At 71.8% G+C, this 21,458-nt stretch carries 20 protein-coding genes and 1 pseudogene; 6 read left to right on the forward strand and 15 right to left on the reverse strand.

Annotated features, from left to right (window positions below; translation table 11 throughout):
* Nucleotides 1-126 precede the first annotated feature (126 nt).
* A pseudogene (locus ACZ4MH_RS30705) lies at nucleotides 127-1,476 on the reverse strand (geranylgeranyl reductase family protein); the annotation flags it as partial.
* Nucleotides 1,477-1,531: 55 nt separating this feature from the next.
* Here ACZ4MH_RS30705 and ACZ4MH_RS30710 point away from each other — a divergent pair.
* Entirely contained in the window at nucleotides 1,532-2,044 is a 513-nt protein-coding gene (locus ACZ4MH_RS30710) for a GNAT family N-acetyltransferase (RefSeq protein ID WP_351600083.1), read from the forward strand.
* A 39-nt stretch (nucleotides 2,045-2,083) separates the two neighbouring features.
* Here ACZ4MH_RS30710 and ACZ4MH_RS30715 read toward each other — a convergent pair whose 3' ends face one another.
* The 5 genes from ACZ4MH_RS30715 to ACZ4MH_RS30735 form a co-directional block, all read right to left on the reverse strand.
* Nucleotides 2,084-2,782 carry a demethylmenaquinone methyltransferase gene (locus ACZ4MH_RS30715; RefSeq protein WP_351600085.1) on the reverse strand — a complete coding sequence of 233 codons (699 nt, stop codon included), beginning with the start codon at nucleotides 2,780-2,782 and terminating at the stop codon, nucleotides 2,084-2,086.
* Nucleotides 2,783-2,807: 25 nt separating this feature from the next.
* Entirely contained in the window at nucleotides 2,808-3,365 is a 558-nt protein-coding gene (locus ACZ4MH_RS30720) for an imidazolonepropionase-like domain-containing protein (RefSeq protein ID WP_351600087.1), read from the reverse strand.
* Between the two features lie 10 nt (nucleotides 3,366-3,375).
* Complete coding sequence (gene mqnC, locus ACZ4MH_RS30725; protein WP_351600089.1) at nucleotides 3,376-4,575, reverse strand: cyclic dehypoxanthinyl futalosine synthase; 1,200 nt, start codon at nucleotides 4,573-4,575, stop codon at nucleotides 3,376-3,378.
* Nucleotides 4,576-4,684: 109 nt separating this feature from the next.
* Complete coding sequence (locus ACZ4MH_RS30730) at nucleotides 4,685-6,388, reverse strand: serine/threonine-protein kinase (protein WP_467754797.1); 1,704 nt, start codon at nucleotides 6,386-6,388, stop codon at nucleotides 4,685-4,687.
* Between the two features lie 329 nt (nucleotides 6,389-6,717).
* Nucleotides 6,718-7,605 (reverse strand): menaquinone biosynthetic enzyme MqnA/MqnD family protein, encoded by an 888-nt coding sequence (locus tag ACZ4MH_RS30735; protein WP_351594941.1) that lies wholly within the window; start codon nucleotides 7,603-7,605, stop codon nucleotides 6,718-6,720.
* Between the two features lie 268 nt (nucleotides 7,606-7,873).
* Between ACZ4MH_RS30735 and ACZ4MH_RS30740 the strand changes: the two genes are divergently transcribed.
* Nucleotides 7,874-8,077 carry a cold-shock protein gene (locus ACZ4MH_RS30740; RefSeq protein ID WP_003984261.1) on the forward strand — a complete coding sequence of 68 codons (204 nt, stop codon included), beginning with the start codon at nucleotides 7,874-7,876 and terminating at the stop codon, nucleotides 8,075-8,077.
* A gap of 260 nt (nucleotides 8,078-8,337) precedes the next feature.
* On the opposite strand, the gene ACZ4MH_RS30745 is transcribed toward ACZ4MH_RS30740, so the two are convergent.
* Both ACZ4MH_RS30745 and ACZ4MH_RS30750 read right to left on the reverse strand, forming a co-directional pair.
* The gene (locus tag ACZ4MH_RS30745) at nucleotides 8,338-10,248 is read right to left on the reverse strand and encodes an AMP-dependent synthetase/ligase (protein ID WP_467754798.1); all 1,911 of its coding nucleotides are present in this window, start codon (nucleotides 10,246-10,248) and stop codon (nucleotides 8,338-8,340) included.
* Nucleotides 10,249-10,361: 113 nt separating this feature from the next.
* Nucleotides 10,362-11,648 (reverse strand): acetyl-CoA C-acetyltransferase, encoded by a 1,287-nt coding sequence (locus ACZ4MH_RS30750; RefSeq protein ID WP_351594944.1) that lies wholly within the window; start codon nucleotides 11,646-11,648, stop codon nucleotides 10,362-10,364.
* Between the two features lie 71 nt (nucleotides 11,649-11,719).
* Between ACZ4MH_RS30750 and ACZ4MH_RS30755 the strand changes: the two genes are divergently transcribed.
* Together ACZ4MH_RS30755 and ACZ4MH_RS30760 are read left to right on the forward strand one after the other, a co-directional pair.
* The gene (locus ACZ4MH_RS30755) at nucleotides 11,720-13,048 is read left to right on the forward strand and encodes a 3-oxoacyl-ACP reductase (protein WP_351594947.1); all 1,329 of its coding nucleotides are present in this window, start codon (nucleotides 11,720-11,722) and stop codon (nucleotides 13,046-13,048) included.
* Nucleotides 13,048-13,911 carry a MaoC/PaaZ C-terminal domain-containing protein gene (locus ACZ4MH_RS30760; protein WP_351594950.1) on the forward strand — a complete coding sequence of 288 codons (864 nt, stop codon included), beginning with the start codon at nucleotides 13,048-13,050 and terminating at the stop codon, nucleotides 13,909-13,911. The genes ACZ4MH_RS30755 and ACZ4MH_RS30760 overlap by 1 nt, the downstream gene beginning before the upstream one ends.
* Before the next feature lie 72 nt (nucleotides 13,912-13,983).
* On the opposite strand, the gene ACZ4MH_RS30765 is transcribed toward ACZ4MH_RS30760, so the two are convergent.
* From ACZ4MH_RS30765 to ACZ4MH_RS30795, 7 genes are all read right to left on the reverse strand, one after another.
* Entirely contained in the window at nucleotides 13,984-14,634 is a 651-nt protein-coding gene (locus tag ACZ4MH_RS30765; RefSeq protein ID WP_351594953.1) for a TetR/AcrR family transcriptional regulator, read from the reverse strand.
* A 118-nt stretch (nucleotides 14,635-14,752) separates the two neighbouring features.
* Nucleotides 14,753-16,111: a dicarboxylate/amino acid:cation symporter gene (locus ACZ4MH_RS30770; RefSeq protein WP_351594955.1), complete on the reverse strand. Its 1,359-nt coding sequence runs from the start codon at nucleotides 16,109-16,111 to the stop codon at nucleotides 14,753-14,755.
* A gap of 335 nt (nucleotides 16,112-16,446) precedes the next feature.
* A complete protein-coding gene (locus tag ACZ4MH_RS30775) occupies nucleotides 16,447-16,734 on the reverse strand; it encodes a DUF4229 domain-containing protein (RefSeq protein ID WP_351594958.1) in 288 nt (95 codons plus the stop codon).
* Between the two features lie 93 nt (nucleotides 16,735-16,827).
* On the reverse strand, nucleotides 16,828-17,352 hold the full coding sequence (locus tag ACZ4MH_RS30780) for a GNAT family N-acetyltransferase (RefSeq protein WP_351594961.1): 525 nt from the start codon (nucleotides 17,350-17,352) through the stop codon (nucleotides 16,828-16,830).
* Between the two features lie 47 nt (nucleotides 17,353-17,399).
* Nucleotides 17,400-18,563, reverse strand: coding sequence for an aminofutalosine synthase MqnE (gene mqnE, locus ACZ4MH_RS30785; protein WP_351594964.1), 1,164 nt, complete (start codon nucleotides 18,561-18,563; stop codon nucleotides 17,400-17,402).
* 64 nt (nucleotides 18,564-18,627) lie between these two features.
* Nucleotides 18,628-19,083 (reverse strand): Lrp/AsnC family transcriptional regulator, encoded by a 456-nt coding sequence (locus ACZ4MH_RS30790; RefSeq protein WP_467754799.1) that lies wholly within the window; start codon nucleotides 19,081-19,083, stop codon nucleotides 18,628-18,630.
* 105 nt (nucleotides 19,084-19,188) lie between these two features.
* Nucleotides 19,189-19,914, reverse strand: a complete 726-nt coding sequence (locus ACZ4MH_RS30795; RefSeq protein ID WP_351594969.1) for a UbiX family flavin prenyltransferase — start codon at nucleotides 19,912-19,914, stop codon at nucleotides 19,189-19,191.
* A gap of 125 nt (nucleotides 19,915-20,039) precedes the next feature.
* Here ACZ4MH_RS30795 and ACZ4MH_RS30800 point away from each other — a divergent pair, with 125 nt between their 5' ends.
* Together ACZ4MH_RS30800 and ACZ4MH_RS30805 are read left to right on the forward strand one after the other, a co-directional pair.
* A complete protein-coding gene (locus ACZ4MH_RS30800) occupies nucleotides 20,040-20,624 on the forward strand; it encodes a rhomboid family intramembrane serine protease (protein ID WP_351594972.1) in 585 nt (194 codons plus the stop codon).
* Nucleotides 20,625-20,714: 90 nt separating this feature from the next.
* Nucleotides 20,715-21,431, forward strand: a complete 717-nt coding sequence (locus ACZ4MH_RS30805; protein ID WP_351594975.1) for a DUF4870 domain-containing protein — start codon at nucleotides 20,715-20,717, stop codon at nucleotides 21,429-21,431.
* Nucleotides 21,432-21,458: the final 27 nt, after the last annotated feature.

The raw sequence follows: 21,458 nt of genomic DNA on the forward strand, positions 1-21,458 counted from the left end.
CTTTTTAGGAAGGACACACACTCCGCAACCTCCCCGCGTAAAGACCGTCTGGGAGACATCAGGAAAAAAGCATGGTCCCACCACGGGGGGGGCCGGGGGCGCCACGTCGGGCCGTACGAGCGCGGGTCAGGCCTTGGGGGCGACCTTGCTCAGGCCGTTGATGATGCGGTCCATGGCGTCGCCGCCGGTGGGGTCGGTGAGGTTGGCCAGCATCTTCAGGGTGAACTTCATCAGCAGCGGGTGGGTGAGGCCGCGCTGCGTGGCCAGCTTCATGATCTTCGGGTTGCCGATGAGCTTCACGAAGGCGCGGCCCATCGAGTAGTAGCCGCCGTAGGTGTCCTTGAGGATCTTCGGGTACCGCTGCAGGGCCAGCTCGCGCTGCGCGTACGTGGCGCGCGCGTGCGCCTGCACGATGACGTCCGCGGCGATCTGGCCGGACTCCATGGCGTACGCGATGCCCTCGCCGTTGAAGGGGTTCACCAGGCCGCCCGCGTCACCGACCAGGAGGAGGCCCTTGGTGTAGTGCGGCTGGCGGTTGAAGGCCATGGGGAGCGCCGCGCCGCGGATCGGCATCGTCATGTTCTCGGGGGTGTAGCCCCAGTCGGCCGGCATGGAAGCGCACCAGGCCTTGAGGATCTCGCGCCAGTCCAGCTCCTTGAAGCTGCTGGAGGTGTTCAGGACGCCGAGGCCGACGTTCGAGGTGCCGTCGCCCATGCCGAAGATCCAGCCGTAGCCGGGCAGCAGCCGGTCCTGCGGGCCGCTGCGGTCCCACAGCTCCAGCCAGGACTCCAGGTAGTCGTCGTCGTGCCGGGGCGAGGTGAAGTACGTGCGGACCGCGACGCCCATCGGGCGGTCCTCGCGGCGGTGCAGGCCCATCGCCAGGGAAAGGCGCGTGGAGTTGCCGTCGGCGGCGACGACGAGCGGGGCGTGGAAGGTGACCGGGGTCTTCTCCTCGCCGAGCTTGGCGGTCACGCCCTCGATGCGGCCGGTCAGGTCGTTGACGATCGGGCCGCTGACGTTGCAGCGCTCGTACAGCCGGGCGCCGGCCTTCTGCGCCTGCCGGGCCAGCTGCTCGTCGAAGTCGTCACGCTTACGGACCAGGCCGTAGTCCGGGTAGGAGGCGAGGTCCGGCCAGTCGAGCTGGAGCCGGACGCCGCCGCCGATGATCCGCAGCCCCTTGTTGCGCAGCCACCCGGCCTCTTCCGAGATGTCGATGCCCATCGACACCAGCTGCTTGGTGGCGCGCGGGGTGAGGCCGTCGCCGCAGACCTTCTCGCGCGGGAACGCCGTCTTCTCCAGCAGGAGGACGTCCAGGCCGGCCTTGGCGAGGTAGTAGGCGGTGGTCGAGCCAGCCGGACCGGCGCCCACGACGATCACATCGGCGGTGTGCTCGGAGCGGGCCTGGGTGGCGGCGGCATCGGTCACGTCGGTCACGGCGTTGTCTCCCGGAACTCGATATCTGGGTGCCGACCGGCACTGGACCCGTGCAGTCTATGCAGGCGTACCTGATCGGATTCCGAAGGGTTGGTCCATGCAGAAGCCGCTTCCCCCCGTCGAGCTGCGCGTCCCCACCGAGGAGGACGCGTGGAACTGGCACCGGGTCTTCGACGACCCGGAGGTGATGGAATTCCACGGCGGCGCGTCGGCCGAGCTGTCGGCCTACGAGGAGCTGACCGCGCGTCAGCGCCGCCACCACGCCGAACGCGGCTATTGCTTCTACACGATCGTGGACCCCACGGACGACGCGGTGATCGGCTTCGCGGGCGCCCAGCCGTGGCCGCGCACGGAGTGGGGCCCGGTCGGCGAGATCGAGATCGGCTGGCGGCTGGGCCGGAAGTACTGGGGCAGGGGCTACGCCACGACCGTGGCCCGGCGCGCCCTGGAGGACGTGCGGGCCGCGGGCGTACGGCATGTCGTGGCCATGGTGCAGGCCGAGAACGCGCGGTCGATCGCGGTCACCCGGCGGCTCGGGATGCGGCAGGCCGAGACGTTCGTCTCACCCGTGTCGAAGGTGACGGGCCTGTGCCACCGGCTGGACCTGTGAGCCGGCCGGCTCACCACCGCCCCGGCGGCTGACCCGGCGTCAGGCAGCCGGCTTCGTCCCCCGGTGCAGGGCGACGATGCCGCCCGTGAGGTTGCGCCAGGCGACCTTCGACCAGCCCGCCCGCTGGAGCAGGGCGGCCAGCGCGGGCTGGTCGGGCCAGGCCCGGATGGAGTCGGCGAGGTAGACGTAGGCGTCGGGGTTGGAGCTGACGGCGGTCGCGACCGGCGGCAGCGCGCGCATCAGGTACTCGGTGTAGACGGTCCGGAAGGGCGCCCACGTCGGCTGGCTGAACTCGCAGATGACGACCCGGCCGCCGGGCTTGGTGACCCGGTACAGCTCGGCCAGCGCGGCACCGGTGTCCTGTACGTTCCGCAGCCCGAAGGAGATCGTGACGGCGTCGAACACGTCGTCCGCGAAGGGCAGCTTCGTCGCGTCACCGGCGGTGAAGGGCAGCCACGGCTGCCGCTTCTTGCCCTCGCGCAGCATGCCGGTGGAGAAGTCGCAGGGCACGACGTACGCGCCGGTGCGCGCGAACGGCACGGAGGAGGTGCCCGTACCGGCCGCGAGGTCGAGCACCCGCTCGGCGGGCCGGGCGGCCACCGCCTTGTCCACCGCCTTGCGCCACAGCCGCGCCTGCCCGAGGGACAGCACGTCGTTGGTGAGGTCGTACCGTTCCGCCACGTCGTCGAACATGGAAGCGACTTCGTGCGGCTGCTTGTCCAGGGATGCTCGGGTCACGTGCCCATTGTTCACCACGGGCGGCTCATCCCCGGCGGCGGTACACCAGCCGGCCGGCCAGGGCCGTCGTCAGACAGCTGCCGTCCGCGGCGAAGACCGCGAAGTCGGCGGGGGCGCCCGGGGACAGGGTGCGCGGCGCGGGCCCGGGCAGCTCCCGGAGGCCCGACCGGGTCACTGCCGTACGGACCGACGGGCGGGTGAAGGGGCCGGTCACGGACGTCGTGCCGCGCGCCAGCAGCCGTTGGAGGCCGCGGCGGGCGCTGCCGCCCCAGCGGGTCTCGGACATGTCGAGGGCGGCCAGCGCCGCCCCCGTCAGGGGCTCCGTGCCCAGCTCGGCGGCCTCGCGCGGGTCGGGGTGGTACGCGGCTTCCAAGTACGCGGCGCCCTCGGGCTCGTGCCGGCCGGGCGTGAGGACGCCGTCCCACTCCCGTACGCGGGCCCGGTCGCCGTACTCGGCCGCCAGCTCCTCGTACGGGCCGACGGCCTCGATGCGGGAGCCGGAGACCAGCACCGCGTCCGCGCCGGGGGCAGGGCCACTGGCAGCGGCGGCCTCGACCGCGCGGACGTGGTGCAGGGTCAGCATGGCGGGCGGCTCAGTTGGCCTCGACGAGCTTCAGCTCGGGGTGGGCCGTGCCGCCCTCGATGGCGGTGGAGGAGATGTGCGAGGCGACGCGGTCGTCGACCGGGTCGTTCGCCGGGTCGTCGTGCACGACCAGGTGCTCGTACGTCGTCGCGCGCTGCGCCGGCACCCGGCCCGCCTTGCGGATCAGGTCGATGATCTCCTGGCGGTTGGAGCGGTGCTTGGCGCCGGCCGAGGAGACGACGTTCTCCTCCAGCATGATCGAGCCGAGGTCGTCCGCGCCGTAGTGCAGCGACAGCTGGCCGACCTCCTTGCCGGTGGTCAGCCAGGAGCCCTGGATGTGGGCGACGTTGTCGAGGAAGAGGCGGGCGATCGCGATCATCCGCAGGTACTCGAAGAGCGTGGCCTGCGTCCGGCCCTTCAGGTGGTTGTTCTCGGGCTGGTAGGTGTACGGGATGAAGGCGCGGAAGCCGCCCGTACGGTCCTGCACGTCCCGGATCATCCGCAGGTGCTCGATGCGCTCGGCGTTGGTCTCACCCGTGCCCATCAGCATCGTGGAGGTGGACTCCACGCCGAGGTTGTGGGCGATCTCCATGATCTCCAGCCAGCGCTCGCCGGACTCCTTGAGCGGGGCGATCGCCTTGCGCGGCCGCTCGGGCAGCAGCTCGGCACCGGCGCCGGCGAAGGAGTCCAGACCCGCGGCATGGATGCGCCGGATGGCCTCCTCGGCGCTCACGCCCGAGATGCGGGCCATGTGCTCGATCTCGGACGCGCCGAGGGAGTGGATGACCAGCTGCGGGAACGCCTTCTTGATGGCGGCGAAGTGCTCTTCGTAGTACTCCACGCCGTAGTCCGGGTGGTGGCCGCCCTGGAACATGATCTGCGTGCCGCCCAGCTCGACGGTCTCCGCGCAGCGGCGCAGGATGTCGTCCAGGTCGCGGGACCAGCCCTTGGCGGTGTCCTTGGGCGCGGCGTAGAACGCGCAGAACTTGCACGCCGTCACGCACACGTTGGTGTAGTTGATGTTCCGCTCGATGATGTACGTCGCGATGTGCTCCGTACCGGCGTAGCGGCGGCGGCGCACGGCGTCGGCGGCCTTGCCGAGGGCGTGCAGCGGCGCCGAGCGGTACAGCTCAACGGCTTCCTCGGGGGTGATCCGCCCGCCCTCCGCGGCGCGGTCGAGTACGGACTGGAGGTCGGCGTTCTCGGTCACCGGGCGTCCCTTTCGAGGTTCTTGGGCGGGCATGTGTCACGACCGATCCAGCGTACGCCAGGGGTTCGGCGGGGCTGGGGGCGGTCAGCCGGTTCGCGCCGGGGCGCCGTCAGCCGGCTCTGGTGAGGTGGGCCGTGGGGCGGCCGCCGCGCTCGTCGTCGGAGGCGTAGGCGAGGCCGTCGCCGTCCTTGGTGAGGGTGACGGTCGCGGTGTCGCCCGTACACAGCGCGCCCGCGTCCTTGTCCGCCGTCTCCCGCAGGGTGAGCTTGCCGGCGGTGACCGCGCGCAGCTCCCCGGTGGCATGGCACTGCACGACCACCGCGTCGTACGTCAGCTTCGCCACCTTCCCGCCCACCGCGCCCTTGCCGAGGGTCACCGTGACCGAGCCGTTGGCCGCGCCGCCGCGCTGCCGGACCGTACCGGTCCAGGTGCCGAGGAACGCCGTGGGCACGGCGCCCTGCGGGCGGTCGCCCGGGGTCGCGGCAGGCGGTTTCGCGGCCTGATCCTGGTCCCCGCCGGACGTGCCCCCGCCGCCCGGCAGCAGCTGGAGGACGAAGGCGGCGGTGGTCGCGGCGGCCAGCGCACCGGCGACGGACAGTACGAGCGTGCAGCTCATACGGCGGGGCCGGGCCCTGCCGCCGAACATGCCGGTGAGCGAGAGCCGGCGTTCCCTGGCTCCGGGAGGAGTCGCGGGACCGCCGGCGCCACCGGTCCCGGTCGCGGGCGCCGGCCACTCCGGGCGCGGCGGCGGCACCGCGGCCGGGGCGTCGAACGGTACGAGCCCGGAGGCCGTCGGGTGCGCGTGGCCGGGCCCGTAGGAGGGGCCGGCCCTATAAGAGGGGCCCGCCGCGTACGAGGGGTCGGGCGGGCCGAAGCCGCCGACGGCGGGCGCGTCCGGGGCCGCCGCCTCCCGGCCCTCCAGGTTCAGCACCTCGACGGCGCGCCGGCTGACCTGTTCGACCACCCGCGGCGGCAGCCAGCCCGCGCGCATCATGGGGGCCGCGCCCCGCTCCCCCGCCAGCCGCCGGGCGACGGCCGCGGGCGGCGGCCGGTCGCCGGCCCGCTTGAGCAGGCAGTCCGCGACCAGCGCCCGCAGGTCCCCGGTCAGTTCGGGCCCCAGCCGCGGATCCTCGTGCACCACCTTGTAGAGCAGCGCGGCCGAGCTGTCCCCGGGGAACGGTCCGGCCCCGGTCGCCGCGTACGCCAGTACGGCGCCCAGCGAGAAGACGTCCGACGCGCTCGTGGCGCCGTCTCCGAGGATCTGCTCGGGCGCCATGTAGCCGGGCGAGCCGACGGAGACGCCGGTGGCGGTGAGTGAGGCGGTGGCGTCCGTCGCGCGGGCGATCCCGAAGTCGATGAGCAGCGGCCCGTCCAGGGTGAGCAGCACGTTGGACGGCTTCACGTCGCGGTGGACCAGGCCCAGGCCGTGCACGGCGGCCAGCGCCTCGGCGAGCCCGGCGCCCAGGGCGCGTACGGAGTGCTCGGGCAGCGGGCCGTGCGCGGTGACGGCGGCGTCGAGGGCCGGGCCCGCGACGTATCCGGTGGCGACCCAGGGGACGGCCGCCTCGGCGTCGGCGTCCAGGACGGGCGCGGTCCAGGCGCCGCCGACCCGGCGCGCGGCCGCCACCTCGCGCCGGAAGCGGGCCCGGAACTCGTCGTCGGCGGCGAAGTGCGGGTGGACGGCCTTCACGGCGACCGTGCGGCCGCCGGGGCTGCGGCCGAGGTAGACCCGGCCCATGCCGCCCGCGCCGAGCCGGGCGAGCAGCCGGTACACACCGATCTCCGCCGGGTCCTCCGCTGCCAGCGGCTGCATGGCCTCTCGCCTCCCCCTCGCGCCCCACCCGATGGGGTCAGCTTAGAGCGGCGGCGATCCCGCCAGCGGGGGAATGCGATCCGGCGGGGGTCGCCCGTCGGCCGGAAAGGGGGTGCTTTCCGGCCGATCGGGCGAGCGGGCGGCCGCCGGGAAATCGGACCGGGAATTCCGGAGGCGCCGTTTCCGGGAAAAGCCGGCCGAGTCGTTCGCCCGGAGTTCACGGAGAATTCCCGGACGGAAGGACGCCGGAACGCCGTCCCGATATATAGATGTATAGGCCAAGAAAAAAGCGAGGGGCCGGCGCTTCGTACAAGCGGCCGGCCCCCGGGTCAGGCGCCCAGCAGATCCACCCGTACGTCCGCCGGGAAGCCCGTCGTCGGGCCCGTGCGGCGGGCGAATTCCGTGACGCCGCGCAGCTGGTCGGGGCCGAAGCGGAAGTCCAGCGTGGTGAAGTACTTCGCGAGCACGTCCTCGTCGAAGTGCTCCCAGCGCGCCGCCTGCTCGGCGACCTTGCCGACCTCTTCCAGCGACAGGTCGCGGGAGGCCAGGAACGCCTCGTGCACCTTCTGCACGACGACCGGCTCGCGCTCCAGGTAGTCGCGCCGGGCCGCCCACACCGCGAAGACGAACGGCAGGCCGGTCCAGTCCTTCCACATCTGGCCGAGGTCGTGGACCTCCAGGCCGAGCCGGGGCGCCTCGTGCAGGTTGGCGCGCAGCGCGGCGTCCCCGATGAGGACGGCGGCGTCCGCCTCCTGCATCATCACGCCCAGGTCGGGCGGGCAGGTGTAGTACTCGGGCGTGACGCCGACCTTCTCGGCGAGCAGCAGCTGCGCCAGCCGCACGGAGGTGCGCGAGGTCGAGCCGAGCGCCACCCGGGCGCCGTCCAGCTGGTCCAGCGGCTTCTGCGAAACGATCACACAGGACATCACCGGGCCGTCGCAGCCGACCGCGATGTCGGGGAAGGCGACCAGCTGGTCGGCGTGCTTGAGGAACTCGACGAGGGTGATCGGTCCCATGTCCAGCTCGCCGCCGACCAGCTTCTCGTTGAGCTGGTCGGGGGTGTCCTTGGTGAGCTCCAGGTCGAGCAGGGTGCCCGTACGGGCCAGGCCCCAGTAGAGGGGCAGGCAGTTCAGAAACTGGATGTGGCCCACCCGCGGCCGGGCCCGGCGGTGGCCGGAGGTCGGTGCGGGTGCGTCTCCTACGGTTGAATTGTCCACATGTGGAGGCTAGACCCGCGCGGCGCGCCGTGCGGCGGCGGGGGCCTCCGGATGGTGGCGAGAACCGGGTGGGAACCCCGGCACGAAGTTAAACGTGATCTTTGGCTCTTCCGCCTTCTGAGCGCACCGTGCTAGGCTCAGCGCAAGTTGCAGTTTGGTTTCCCTTGCAGTACAGAGCCTGCGGATCATGTGACCCGCAGGCATTTGTAGTTTTCAGACTTCTTTGCAGGTTCTGGAGCAGGGCAACCCTTTGGCCCAAGGAGGGCTTATGGCTACCGGAACCGTTAAGTGGTTCAACGCCGAGAAGGGCTTCGGCTTCATCGCCCAGGACGGCGGCGGCCCCGATGTCTTCGTCCACTACTCCGCGATCAACGCCTCTGGCTTCCGCTCCCTTGAGGAGAACCAGCAGGTGAACTTCGACGTCACGCAGGGCCCGAAGGGCCCGCAGGCGGAGAACGTCACGCCGGTCTAAGTTGCCCGGTCCGACCGGATCGCGGTCGACGTAGCAGTACCCAAGGAGCCCCGCTCCGCCACTTCGGTGGCGAAGCGGGGCTCCTGCCTTTTCCCGGACCGGCGGCGCGAACCGGCGGCGTGCGCCGACTTCCTGAGCCGGCGTCCGACAAAACGGGCAGAAAAGGTGAAGCCCCGCGCCGCCTCCCCCACAGAGGCGACACGGGACTCCAGTCTGACGCGCCCGGTACAACGCACGACGGGCGGGGGTAGGTTCCGCGCTCAACTACTTTCGTACAACGCGTCGATGTCTTTCGCATAGTCCCGTGCAATGGCCACTCGCTTCAGTTTCAACGAAGGCGTGAGGTGACCGGCCTCCTCGGTGAAGTCGGCGGGCAGCACGGTGAAGCGGCGGATGGACTCGGCGCGCGAGACGAGCCGGTTGGCGTCGTCGACGGCGCGCTGCAGATCGGCGAGGAGCCGCTCGTCGCGCACCAGCTCCGCGAGCGGCACGTCCTGCTTCTTCTGCATCTGCCGCCAGTGCGCGAGCCCGTCCGGCTCCAGCGTGATCAGGGCCGTGATGTACGGGCGGTTGTCGCCGAGCACCAGGCACTGGCCGACCAGCGGATGCGCGCGCAGCCGGTCCTCCAGCGGCGCGGGCGCGACGTTCTTGCCGCCGGAGGTCACGATGATCTCCTTCTTGCGGCCGGTGATGGTCAGGTACCCGTCCGCGTCCAGCGCGCCGAGGTCGCCGGTGGCGAGCCACGCCTCCCCGTCCACCGCCGGCACGGCCGTCCCGCTCGCCGCGTCCCAGTACCCGCTGAAGACCTGGCCACCGCGGAGCAGTACCTCCCCGTCCTCGGCGATGCGGACCGCGCTGCCCGGCAGCGGCCAGCCCACGGTGCCCAGGCGCGGCTTGAGGGGCGGGGTGACGGTGGCGGCCGCGGTGGTCTCCGTCAGGCCGTAGCCCTCGAAGACCTGGATGCCGGCGCCCTCGTAGAACGCGGCCAGCCGCCGGCCGAGCGGGGAGCCGCCGCAGATCGCGTAGCGGACCCGGCCGCCGAGCGCCGCCCGGATGCGCCGGTAGACGAGCGGGTCGTACAGGCCGCGCGCGGCGCGCAGGCCGAGTCCGGGCCCCGGCCCCGTGCCGTGCTCCGCGGCCTCGACCGCCTCGCCGTAGCGGCGGGCGATCCGCGCCGCGCGGTCGAAGGAGGCGGCCCGGCCCATCTTCTCGGCGGTGGCCCGGCCGGTGTTGTGGACCTTCTCCAGTACGTACGGGATGGCCAGCAGGAACGTCGGGCGGAAGCCGGCCAGGTCGGCGAGCAGTTCCTCGGTCTGGATGCTGGGCGCGTGGCCCAGCTTCACCCGGGCCCGCAGGCAGCCGACCGCGACCATCCGCCCGAAGACGTGCGAGAGGGGCAGGAAGAGCAGGGTCGAGGCGGGGTCCTTGCTGACCGACTTGAAGACCGGGTGCAGCAGTTCTATGGAGTTGTCGACCTCGGCGAAGAAGTTGCCGTGGGTGAGGACGCAGCCCTTGGGCTGTCCGGTGGTGCCGGAGGTGTAGATCAGGGTGGCGGTGTCGGCGGGGCCGCGTGCGGCGCGCCGCTTGGTCACCTCGTACGAGGACAGGTCGCGGCCCGCCGAGGTGATCTGGGCGACGGCGCCGGTGTCCAGCTGCCAGAGGTGGGCGAGGCCGGGGAGGCTCCCGCGCACACCGCTGATCATGCGGGTCTGTTCGACGTTCTCCACGACGCAGGCCCGGGCGCCGGAGTCCTGCAGGATCGACTGGGCCTGGTGGGCCGAGGAGGTCGGGTAGAGGGGGACGGTGACCAGCCCCGCCGCCCAGGACGCGAAGTCGATCAGGGTCCACTCGTAACTGGTCCTGGCCATGATGGCGAGCCGGTCGCCGGGGCGCAGGCCGTGCGCGATCAGCCCCTTGGCGAGGGCGAGTACCTCGTCGGCGAAGTCGGCGGCGGTCACGTCGCGCCAACTGCCGTCGTGCTGCCTGCGGCCGAGCACGACATCGGTGGGGGCCGCGGCGGCGTTGTCGAAGGGGATGTCGCCCAGGGAGCCGGTGGGGACGGCGGGGGCGAGCGGCGGGACGGAGACCTCGCGGACGACGCCGTCCTCGACGGTCCTGCGCGGCGGTACCAGTACGGGCGTTCTGGGTGGTGCGGCTTCCTGGCTGGACACGAGCGGCTCCTTCGGTGCTGCTGCGGTACGGCTTCGGCTGCTGCTGGGTACGACTTCGTACGGGCTGCCCGGCTGCCCTGACAAGGGTTCTTACGCGCGCTCCGGAATCTTTCTCACGCGCGCTCCAGAATCGCCGTCACGCCCAGTCCGCCCGCCGCGCAGATGGAGATCAGCCCGCGTACGGGCCTGCCGTCGGCGGCCGGTTCGCGTGCGGCCAGGAGCTCGGCGAGGGTGGCGACGATGCGGGCGCCGGTCGCGGCGAAGGGGTGGCCGGTGGCGAGCGAGGACCCGGCGACGTTGAGCCGGTCGCGGTCCACGGGGGCCAGCCCCCGCTTCTCCCAGGCGGCGAGGGTGGCGAGCACCTGGGAGGCGAACGCCTCGTGGATCTCGACCAGGTCGAAGTCCTCGATGCCGAGCCCGGCCCGCTCCAGCATCCGCGGCACGGCGTACGCGGGCGCCATCAGCAGCCCGTCGTCACCGTCCACGTAGTCCACCGCCGCCGTTTCATAAGCGGTGAGGTGGGCCAGCGGCGTAAGGCCCCGCGCGCTCGCCCACTCCTCGCTCGCCAGCAGGACGGTCGCCGCGCCGTCCGTCAGCGGCGTGGAGTTCCCCGCCGTCATGGTCGCGTCGCCGTCCCGGACGCCGAAGACCGGCTTGAGGCGGGCGAGCTTCTCCACCGTGGAGTCCGGCCGGAGGTTCTGGTCGCGGTCCAGGCCGCGGAAGGGGACGACCAGGTCCTTGAGGAGACCGCGGTCATAGGCGGCGGCGAGCCGCTGGTGGCTGGTCGCGGCCAGGGCGTCCTGGGCCGCGCGCGGGATGCCCCACTCCTTGGCCGTACGGGCCGCGTGCTCGCCCATGGAGAGCCCGGTGCGCGGCTCGGCGTTGCGCGGGATCTCGGGGACGAGGTGGCGCGGGCGGATCCGGGAGAGCTGCTTGAGGCGGGCGCCGGCCGTCTTCGCGCGGCGGGTCGCCAGCAGAATCTTCCGCAACTCCTCGTTGACGCCGAGCGGAGCGTCGCTGGCGGTGTCGGAGCCGCCGGCGATCGCGCTGTCCGTCTGGCCGAGGGCGACCTTGTTGGCGGCGGCGATGACGGCCTGCAGGCCGGTGCCGCACGCCTGCTGGATGTCGTACGCGGGGGTGCGCGGGTCCAGGCCGGAACCGAGCACCGTCTCGCGGGCCAGGTTGAAGTCGCGGCTGTGCTTGAGCACCGCGCCCGCGACGAACTCGCCGATCCGCTCGCCCTCCAGGTCGAACCGTTCCACCAGGCCGTCCAGCGCGGCGGTCAGCAGCTCCTGGTTGGCGGCGGTGGCGTACGGGCCGTCCGAGCGGGCGAAGGGGATGCGGCTGCCGCCGATCACCGCGACCCGCCGAATGCCTGCCGCGCTCTCCTGCGTACTCATCCTCGACCAGCTCCTGACCCTTGAGTAACCTTACTCAGAAGTAAATTTACGCGAGATCCAGGAGCCGGCCAATGCCCGATCGCTACCTTCGTTTCACGCAATCCGGTCCGGGCCGCTTCGTGACCCGGCGGCTGGGGCTGCCGCAGCCGGCGCCGCTGCACCGGTGGAGCGCGCGGCGGCCGGTGCTGGACGGGCCGCTGCTGCAGCTGACGGCGGGGAAGAGCACGGTCGAGCCCGTGGCGGTGCTGGCCCGCGCCGGGCTGCCGGTGCACACCACCCGTCAGGACGGTGCGCGGTACGCGGCGGTCGTCGTGGACGCCACCGGCGCGGACGAGGTGGCCGCTCTGCGCGAGGTGTACGCCGGGCTGCATCCAGTACTGCGGTCGCTGACGGACGACGCCCGGGTGGTCGTACTGGGCTCGGCGCCCGACCCCGCCGACCATCACCAGGCCGCGGCGCAGCAGGCCCTCGAAGGGTTCGTACGGTCGCTCGGCAAGGAGGTGGGCCGCGGCCGCACGGCCCACCTGCTGCGGCTGGCCCCGGGCTCCGCCGGGGCCGCGGAGTCCACCCTGCGCTTCCTGCTCTCGCCCCGGTCCGCGTACGTCAGCGGGCAGGTCATCGGCGTCGAATCGGCCGACGACGTGACCGTCCCCGAGGACTGGGACCGGCCGCTGGACGGGCGTACCGCGCTGGTGACCGGGGCCGCGCGCGGCATCGGCGCGGCGGTCGCGGAGACGCTGGCCCGGTGCGGCGCGCGGCTGGTCTGCCTGGACGTGCCGCAGGCCGAGGCGGACGTGCGGGCGGTCGCCGAGCGGCTGGGCGGGCAGGCCCTCACGCTGGACATCACCGCGCCCGACGCGGGCGAGCGGATCGCCGCCGCGCTCCCCGACGGGCTGGACGTCCTCGTCCACAACGCGGGGATCACGCGGGACCGGCGGCTGGCCAACATGGCGGCCGACCGCTGGGACTCCGTACTGGACGTCAACCTCGCCTCCGTCCTGCGGACCACCGACCACCTGCTGGCCGCCGGCACGCTGCGGCGCGGTACGGGCCGGGTCGTCGCCACCGCGTCCATCGCCGGGATCGCGGGCAACACCGGGCAGACCAACTACGCGGCGAGCAAGGCCGGGATCATCGGGCTGGTGCGCTCGCTGGCACCGCGAGCCGCCGCCGAGCACGGGGTCACCGTCAACGCGGTCGCGCCCGGCTTCATCGAGACGAAGATGACCGCGGCCGTGCCGCTCTTCATCCGCGAGGCGGGCCGCCGGATGAACTCCCTCGGCCAGGGCGGCCTGCCCGTCGACGTCGCCGAGACCATCGCCTGGCTCGCGAGCCCGGCCTCCGGCGGCGTCAACGGCCAGGTCGTCCGGGTCTGCGGCCAGAGCCTGCTGGGGGCGTGATGACGGACGTCTCCCTGAAGCGCGCGCCGCGCCTGATGCCCGCGCTGGCCAAGGGAGTGGTGACCGGCGTCGGCAAACGGCCGCGGGCGGACGCGCCGCTGCCCGCCGTACGGCTCACGCTGCCCGGCGTACGGGCCGACGCGGCACGGACCGCCGCGTACGCCGAGGTGTGCGGCTTCGGCGCGCCCGGCCCGGTACTGCCGGTCACCTATCCGCACATCCTCGGCTTCCCGCTGGCCGCGCGGCTGATGAGCGCCCGGAGCTTCCCGCTCCCGATGCTCGGCCTCGTCCACACCACGATCGAGATCGCCCAGCACGCACCGCTGTACGCGGACCGCCCGCTGGACCTGACGGTGTACGCACAGGAGCTGCGCCCGCACCGGCGCGGCACGGAAGCCGTGCTGGTCACGGAGGCCCGGCGGGACGGCGAACTGGTGTGGGAGGACCACAGCACGTACTTGGCCCGGCACCGCACGGAGGCCACGACGAGCGCTCCCCCGCCGGACGACACCGCCGACCCCGAACTGCCGCAGCGCACCGAGTGGCGGCTGCCCGCCGGCCTCGGCCGCCGGCACGCCGCCGTCTCCGGCGACTACAACCCGATCCACCTCCACCCGCTGACCGCCCGCGCGCTCGGCTTCCCGCGCGCCCTCGCGCACGGCATGTGGACCGTCGCGCGGTGCGCCGCCGAGGCCGTACCGGCCGACGCCCCGGCGCTGCGCCTCAGCGCCCGCTTCCGCGCCCCGGTCCTGCTCCCGGCGACCGTCACATACGCCTCCGACGGCCACGCCTTCCGGCTGACCGGCGCATCCGACCGGAAAGAGCGCATCCATCTGGAGGGGAACATCCGAATACCTGGTTGACCCGCGCGCGGGTCGTCGCGGCGACACGGCCCGGACCCCGCTGTGCCGCCGCGGCCGCCCTCCCGCGCCGGGTCACCCGCCGGGCGCCCACCGCTCGCCGCCCATCAGGCGGCCCAGGCCGGTCCAGGCGAAGTTCATCAGCGTCGCCGCGGTCTCCTTGGCAGAGGGGCGGGCGTCCTCCGGGCGGGCGTTGGCCCACTCGGCGAGCGACTCGGCGGACCCGACGAGCGCGTGGGCCAGCCCGGACACCTCGCGCTCGGCCAGGCTCTCGTCACAGCCCGCCTCCCGCGCCGCGGCCCCGATCAGGCCGGTCACGAACTCGATGATCTCCGCCCGCATCCCGGCGACCTGCAGGGCGAACGGCTCACCGTGCGTACGCGCCTGCTGGTGCAGCACCGCCCATCCCTCCGGATGCTCGGCGGTGTGCGCGAAGAAGCCCTTCAGCCCGCTCCACAGCTGCCGGTCCGCCGCCGCGCCCTGCTCCACGGCGCCGCGCACGGCCGCGACCAGCGCCGCCGCCTCCCGCTGGACGACCGCGGTGAACAGCTCCTCCTTGGAGTTCAGATAGAGGTAGACCAGCGGCTTGGACACCCCGGCGACCTCGGCGATCTCGTCCATCGAGGCGGCCCGGTACCCCCGCCGCGCGAACGTCAGCACGGCCGCGTCCATCATCTGCTGCTCGCGCACCGCCCGCGGCACCCGCTTGCTCTTCACGCCACCCACACCGAATGTCCTTCCACCCCGCCCGCTTACCGCAAAGTAAGTTTACGTACCGCCAACGCCCCGCGCCCCGGAGCCGGGTGGCTTCGGGGCGCGGGGCGTCGACGGATCGGGGCTGCGGTCAGCCCGCCGCGGGGGCCGGGACCGTGACCTTCTGGTCGGCCTCGGCCGCGGCGGTCGCCAGGTCGGGGTCGCCGTCCAGGCTGATGCTGGTGGCGTTGGCGTACGCCTCGCGGTCCAGGATCTTCTCCTTGGCGGAGACCAGGATCGGGATGACGGCCTGGCCGGCCACGTTGGTGGCGGTGCGCATCATGTCCAGGATCGGGTCGATGGCCATGAGGAGACCGACACCGGCCAGCGGGAGGCCCAGCGTGGACAGGGTCAGGGTCAGCATGACCGTGGCGCCGGTGAGGCCGGCGGTGGCGGCCGAGCCGATGACCGAGACGAAGGCGATCAGGACGTAGTCGCCGACGTGCAGCGGGACGTCGAAGATCTGCGCGATGAAGATCGCGGCGAGCGCCGGGTAGATCGAGGCGCAGCCGTCCATCTTGGTCGTCGAGCCGAAGGGCACCGCGAAGGACGCGTACTCCTTCGGGACGCCGAGGCGCTCGGTGACCTTCTGGGTGACCGGCATGGTGCCGACCGAGGAGCGGGAGACGAAGGCCAGCTGGATGGCGGGCCAGGCGCCCTTGAAGAACTGCAGCGGGCTGACCTTGGCGACGGTCGCCAGCAGCAGCGGGTACACGCCGAACAGCACCAGCGCGCAGCCGACGTAGATGTCGACGGTGAAGGTCGCGTACTTGCCGATGAGGTTCCAGCCGTACGTGGCGATCGCGTTGCCGATGAGGCCGACGGTGCCCAGCGGGGCCAGCCGGATGACCCACCACAGGGCCTTCTGCAGCAGTTCGAGCACCGAGCGGCTGAGCTTGAGCACCGGCTCGGCCTTCTCGCCCAGCTGGAGCGCCGCGATGCCGACGACGGCGCCCATGAAGACGATCTGCAGGACCTGCAGCTGGGTGAAGGGCGTGATGATGTCGGTCGGGATGATCCCGGTCAGGAAGTCGATCCAGGTACCGGCGTGGTCGGGCTTGGAGCCGTCGGCGGGCGTGAGGCCCGTGCCGGAGCCGGGGTTGGTGACCAGGCCGATCGCCAGGCCGATCGCGACGGCGATCAGCGAGGTGACCATGAACCACAGCAGGGTGCGGGTGGCGAGCCGGGCGGCGTTGTTGACCTGCCGCAGGTTGGTGATCGACACCACGATGGCGAAGAAGACCAACGGGGCCACGGCCAGCTTCAGCAGCTGGACGAAGAGCTCACCGATCTTGCCGAGGGTGGTGACCAGCCAGCCGATGTCGCCGCTCTTGGCGATCCAGCCGAGGAGCACACCGAGGACGAGACCCAGCAGGATCTGGGCCCAGAAGGGAACCTTCGGTATGCGGGAGGTCTTGGGAGAGGTGGTCTCGGAAGACGACGTGGACAACGGGCACACTCCGGGTGCAATGCGGGCTTCGAGGAAGGGGCGTGGAGCGCCAGGAGGTCCGTACGGGATCTCCGGCCGCTGCGGTCGATGCTCAGCGGCGGCAACAGGCCGCGGACAGACAGCGGCAAAGATCGACGTGCAGGCGCACCACGAGCGGAACGCTCATGGCGAATCGGTGCGCGGCTGCTGTCATCATGTCCAATACGTTAACACTTGAACTTTGGGGTACTCAAAGAAAATCTTTGGCATCCCGGACGCCCGGACAGGACGGAAAACGCCAACGCCCGCCTGGGGAGCGGAAACTCCCCGGGCGGGCGGCGTCGGTGTGAGGCGCCTTACACGCCGTCCTCCTGGCTCTGGCTGGCGGCGAGCCGCTCCTTCTGGCGGTCCACCCTGGCCACGATCTGCTGGGACATCGCGTCCCGCTGCTTGCGCAGCAGCACGAAGCTGAGCGGCGCGGAGATCACGATGGCGAGCAGCAGCAGCCAGATGGTGTTCGAGGCGCCGACGGCCAGCGGAATGACGTGGACGTACGCGAGGCCCCAGACGACCGCGAAGCAGACGACAAAGAGGCCCACGCGGGAAGCGGTGTACAGGAGTGCGGCGTGCTTCTGGCTGCTCACGGTCGGACCTTCTTCTCAACGACAACCGAAAGGGTCTGCATCCAGTCAAGCACAGCAGTCTGTGTGATCTTCCCCGCCCCCGGAACCGGCGCCTCAGTGCAGCTCGCGCCACATGGTGACGTCGTCGCGGTAGTCGTCGGCGGCGACCTTGATGGCGTCGGGGACCCGGCCGACCTCCTTGTACCCGCAGGAGGCGTAGAAGCGGTCCGCTCCCGTGCCGCCGCGGCAGGTGAGCCGGAGGGCGCGTATCCCTTCGGTGGCGCTCGCGGCGTCCTCGACCGCGGCCATCAGCTCGCGGCCCACTCCCTGCCCCTGCAAGGAGGGGTGCACCATCACGCTGTAGACCCACACCCAGTGCTGCATCAGGCGGTGCCGGTTGCGGTAGAGCCACGCAGTCGCCACCGGGGTGCCGCCCGAGTCCCGGCCCACTATGAGGCGGGCGTCACCCTCGGCCATGATGGCGAGGTGCTTCACCAGGTCGGGACGGATGTCCTCGATGGTCACCGGCGGTACGAAGCCGACCGCGCCACCGGCGTTGGACACATCGGCCCACAGCGCGCAGATCCCGTCGCGCAGTTCACGGGTGACAGAAGGGTCCAGGTCGAAGCGCACGCTCATGACCTGGACCCTAATCCGTCACTCAAGTGATCGGAAAACCCTTTCCGTCACACCCGCATCGCCTGCGGCTCCTCGCGGCGGTTCGCGTCCGGGCCCGGGTACTCGCGGATGATCTCGTACCGGGTGTTCCGCTCGACCGGCCGGAAGCCCGCGTCCGTGATGAGGTCCAGCAGGTCCTCGCGGGTGAGCTTGTTCGGCGTGCCGTAGTTGTCGGCGTCGTGCGTGATCTTGTACTCGACGACCGAGCCGTCCATGTCGTCGGCGCCGTGCTGCAGCGCCAGCTGCGTTGTCTGCAGGCCGTGCATGACCCAGAAGCACTTCACGTGCGGCACGTTGTCGAAGAGGAGGCGGGAGACCGCGAAGGTCTTCAGGGCCTCGGCGCCGGTGGCCATGGTCGTGCGCGCCTGGAGCTTGTTGCGGACCTTGCCGTCCTTCATGTCCACGAAGTCGTGCTGGTAGCGCAGCGGGATGAAGACCTGGAAGCCGCCGGTCTCGTCCTGCAGCTCACGCAGCCGCAGCACGTGGTCGACGCGGTGGCGCGGCTCCTCGATGTGCCCGTACAGCATCGTGGAGGGCGTCTTGAGGCCCTTCTCGTGCGCCAGGCGGTGGATCCGCGACCAGTCCTCCCAGTGGGTGGCGTGGTCGACGATGTGCTGCCGGACCTCCCAGTCGAAGATCTCCGCGCCGCCGCCGGTCAGCGACTCCAGGCCGGCGTCGATCAGCTCGTCGAGGATCTCGGAGGCGGTCAGCCCGGAGATCGTCTCGAAGTGGTGGATCTCGGTCGCCGTGAACGCCTTCAGGCCGACGTTCGGCAGCGCCTCCTTGAGGGCCTTCAGGGAGCGCGGGTAGTAGCGCCAGGGCAGCGTGGGGTGCAGGCCGTTGACGATGTGCAGCTCGGTGAGGTTCTCGTTCTCCATGGCCTTGGCCAGGCGGACGGCCTCCTCGATGCGCATCGTGTACGCGTCCTTCTCGCCCGGCTTGCGCTGGAAGGAGCAGTAGGCGCACGAGGCGGTGCACACGTTCGTCATGTTGAGGTGACGGTTGACGTTGAAGTGCACGACGTCGCCGTTCTTGCGGGTGCGCACCTCGTGCGCGAGGCCGCCGAGCCACGCCAGGTCGTCGGACTCGTAGAGGGCGATGCCGTCCTCGCGGGTCAGCCGCTCACCGGCGTGGACCTTCTCCTCCAGCTCGCGCTTGAGCCCAGCGTCCATACCGGTCCGCCTCCATCGTTCGTCTCTGCGATCACTGCCAAAACGGGCTTCAACGAGCGTACGCCTACGACTCCTCGGGCAGCTCGCCGACCCGGTTCTCCCACTTCGTGGAGAGCACGATCGTGGTGCGCGTACGGGAGACGCCCTTGGTGCCGGACAGCCGGCGGATGGTCCGCTCCAGGCCGTCCACGTTGTCCACGCGCACCTTGAGCATGTACGAGTCGTCGCCCGCGATGAACCAGCAGTCCTCGATCTCGGCGAGGTCGCGCAGCCGGTGCGCGACGTCCTCGTGGTCGGTGGCGTCCGACAGCGAGATGCCGACCAGGGCCGTGACGCCCAGGCCCAGCGAGGCGGCGTCGACGGTCGCGCGATAGCCGGTGATCACGCCGGCCGACTCCAGCCGGTTGATGCGGTCCGTGACGCTGGGACCGGAGAGGCCGACCAGTCGGCCGAGCTCCGCGTACGAGGCCCTGCCGTTCTCGCGCAGTGCCTGGATGAGCTGCCTGTCCACCGCGTCCATTGCGTCCCCGACCTTTCAATCTTTCCGCACTGCCACTACTGATTACAGAATCTAAGGCATGCAGGGCGACTTGAGCCCGCAATCCCAGGTAAAATCACAAGTTGATCATTGGCTTCTGCCGGAGCGATCGGCGCTGCCGCCGCCGAGCTCGCCCGACCAGCGGCGGTACAGGCCGTGCGGCACGCCCGCCGCGTCCAGCGCCCGGCCCGCCACGAAGTCCACCAGGTCCTGGATGTGCGTCGCCCCCGCGTAGAACGCGGGCGAGGCCGGCAGCACCACGGCGCCCGCCTCGTCCAGGGCGACCAGGTGCTTGAGGGTCTGCCCGTTCAGCGGCGTCTCGCGCACCGCGACGACCAGCTTCCTGCGCTCCTTCAGCGTCACGCTCGCCGTCCGCTGCAACAGGTCCTTCGACAGCCCCAGCGCCACCCCGGCCACGCACGCCGTGCTGGCGGGCACGATCACCATGCCCTTGGCCGGGTACGAGCCCGACGACGGGCCCGCCGCCAGGTCGCCGGCCGCCCAGTACCGCACGTCCGCCAGGTCCGCCTCGGTGACCGGGAAGGTCTCCGGCTTGCCGTCCGCGCCGCGTGCCAGCCATTCGCGCAGGTCCGTGCGCCAGTGCGCGTCCCGGAAGGAGATCCCGGTCTCGTCCAGCAGCGTCAGCCGCGAGGCCCGGCTCACCACCAGGTCGACGGCCTCGCCCGCGGCCAGCAGGCCGCGCAGGACGGACGCGGCGTACGGGGTCCCGGACGCGCCGGAGATCCCGACGACCCACGGTCTGCGGTGACCGGTACCGGCGTGCTGACTGGTGACGTTGTGCGGCGGCTCCACGGCACCGAGCCTATCCGGCGGAACCAGGAGCACCGTCACAGCCGTTGTTGGTTGTGAGCTCGTGCGGCCACGCCCGGCGCACGGACTCGGCGGACACACCGACGGGCGGGCGAGGAGGGCCGGACATGGGAGGACGCGCCAAACCCGCTGCGCTGCTGGTGCTGGCCTGGGTCGGGCTGCTCTGGGTGCTGGAGGCGGTGGACGCGGCCGGCGGGCACGCGCTGGACACCTTCGGCATCCGGCCGCGCGAGCTGAGCGAGCTGGTCGACGTGCTCCCGGCGACCGCCGTGCACTTCGGCTTCGCCCACCTCATGGCCAACACCCTCCCGCTGCTCGTGCTCGGCTTCCTGGCCGGGCTGCGCTCCGGGGTGCGCAGACTGGCCGGCGTCGCGCTGCTCATCGCCGTCATCAGCGGTCTGGGCGTCTGGCTGATATCGCCGCAGGGCAGCAATACCGCGGGCGTCTCCGGAGTGATCTTCGGGCTCTTCGGCTATCTCGTCGTGCGCGGCTTCATCGAGCGCAAGGCGCTGGACATCGCCATCGGCGTGCTCGTCGCGGTGCTCTACGGCTCGATCCTGTGGGGCGCGCTCCCGGCCTCGAACGGCATCAGCTGGCAGGCGCACTTCTTCGGACTGGCCGGCGGGGTGCTGGCCGCGTTCGTCTTCCGCGTGCGGACGCCGGGACTCCGCTCGGGAGGCCGCGTCCCGTAGTCTCTGCACGCGGCAGCGCCGGGCCAGGGCGCGCCGCCCGGCGCCCGGCGCTGCCGGTCACACCAGTTACGTCATCGGGGGGATCAGCCCGTGGTCGAGTTCGACAAGTCCGCATCCGAGCCGCCGTCCGAGGGCCCGCCGCCGCAGCAGAACGGCGGGCAGCAGGGGCAGCAGCCGTACGGCCAGCCCTACCCGCAGCAGGGGCAGCAGCCGTACGACCAGCAGCAGGGCCAGCAGCCCGGTTACGGCTACGCCCCGCCGCCCGGCCCCGGCCAGCAGCCGCCGTACGGCGGCCCCGGCGGTCCCGGCCCCGGCGGTCCCGGCTGGGGCCCCCAGCCTCCGGGATACGGCTACCCCGCCGCGCCCCGGCCCTCGACCTCGCCCGCGATGTGGTCGCACCTCGGCGCGGTGCTCACCGTCTTCGTCGGCACGGGCGTGTGCTGCATCGGCATGCTGTGCGGCTGGATCGCCCCGCTCGCCATCCGTAACAACGCGCAGAACGAGCACGACCCGTACATCCGCCACCACTCGGCCCAGGGGATGAACTACGGCATCACCCAGGCGATCATGGCGGTGATCACCGGCGTGCTGTACTTCGCCGTGGTGATCGGCGCGGGCCTGACCGCCGACTCCGGGACCGGCGATCCGGGCGTGGTCTTCGCCGTCCCCCTGATCTGCTTCCTCGTCCTCTTCGGCGCGTACTGGATCACCACGCTGGTCTTCGGGATCATCGGCACGGTGAAGGCCAACAGCGGGGAGATGTGGTCCTACCCCAAGTTCCTGGCCTGGCGCTTCGTCAAGAACTGAGGCCGCGCCCGAGCGCGCGGAAGGGCC

It is taken from the genome of Streptomyces sp. NPDC026301 (assembly GCF_055567935.1).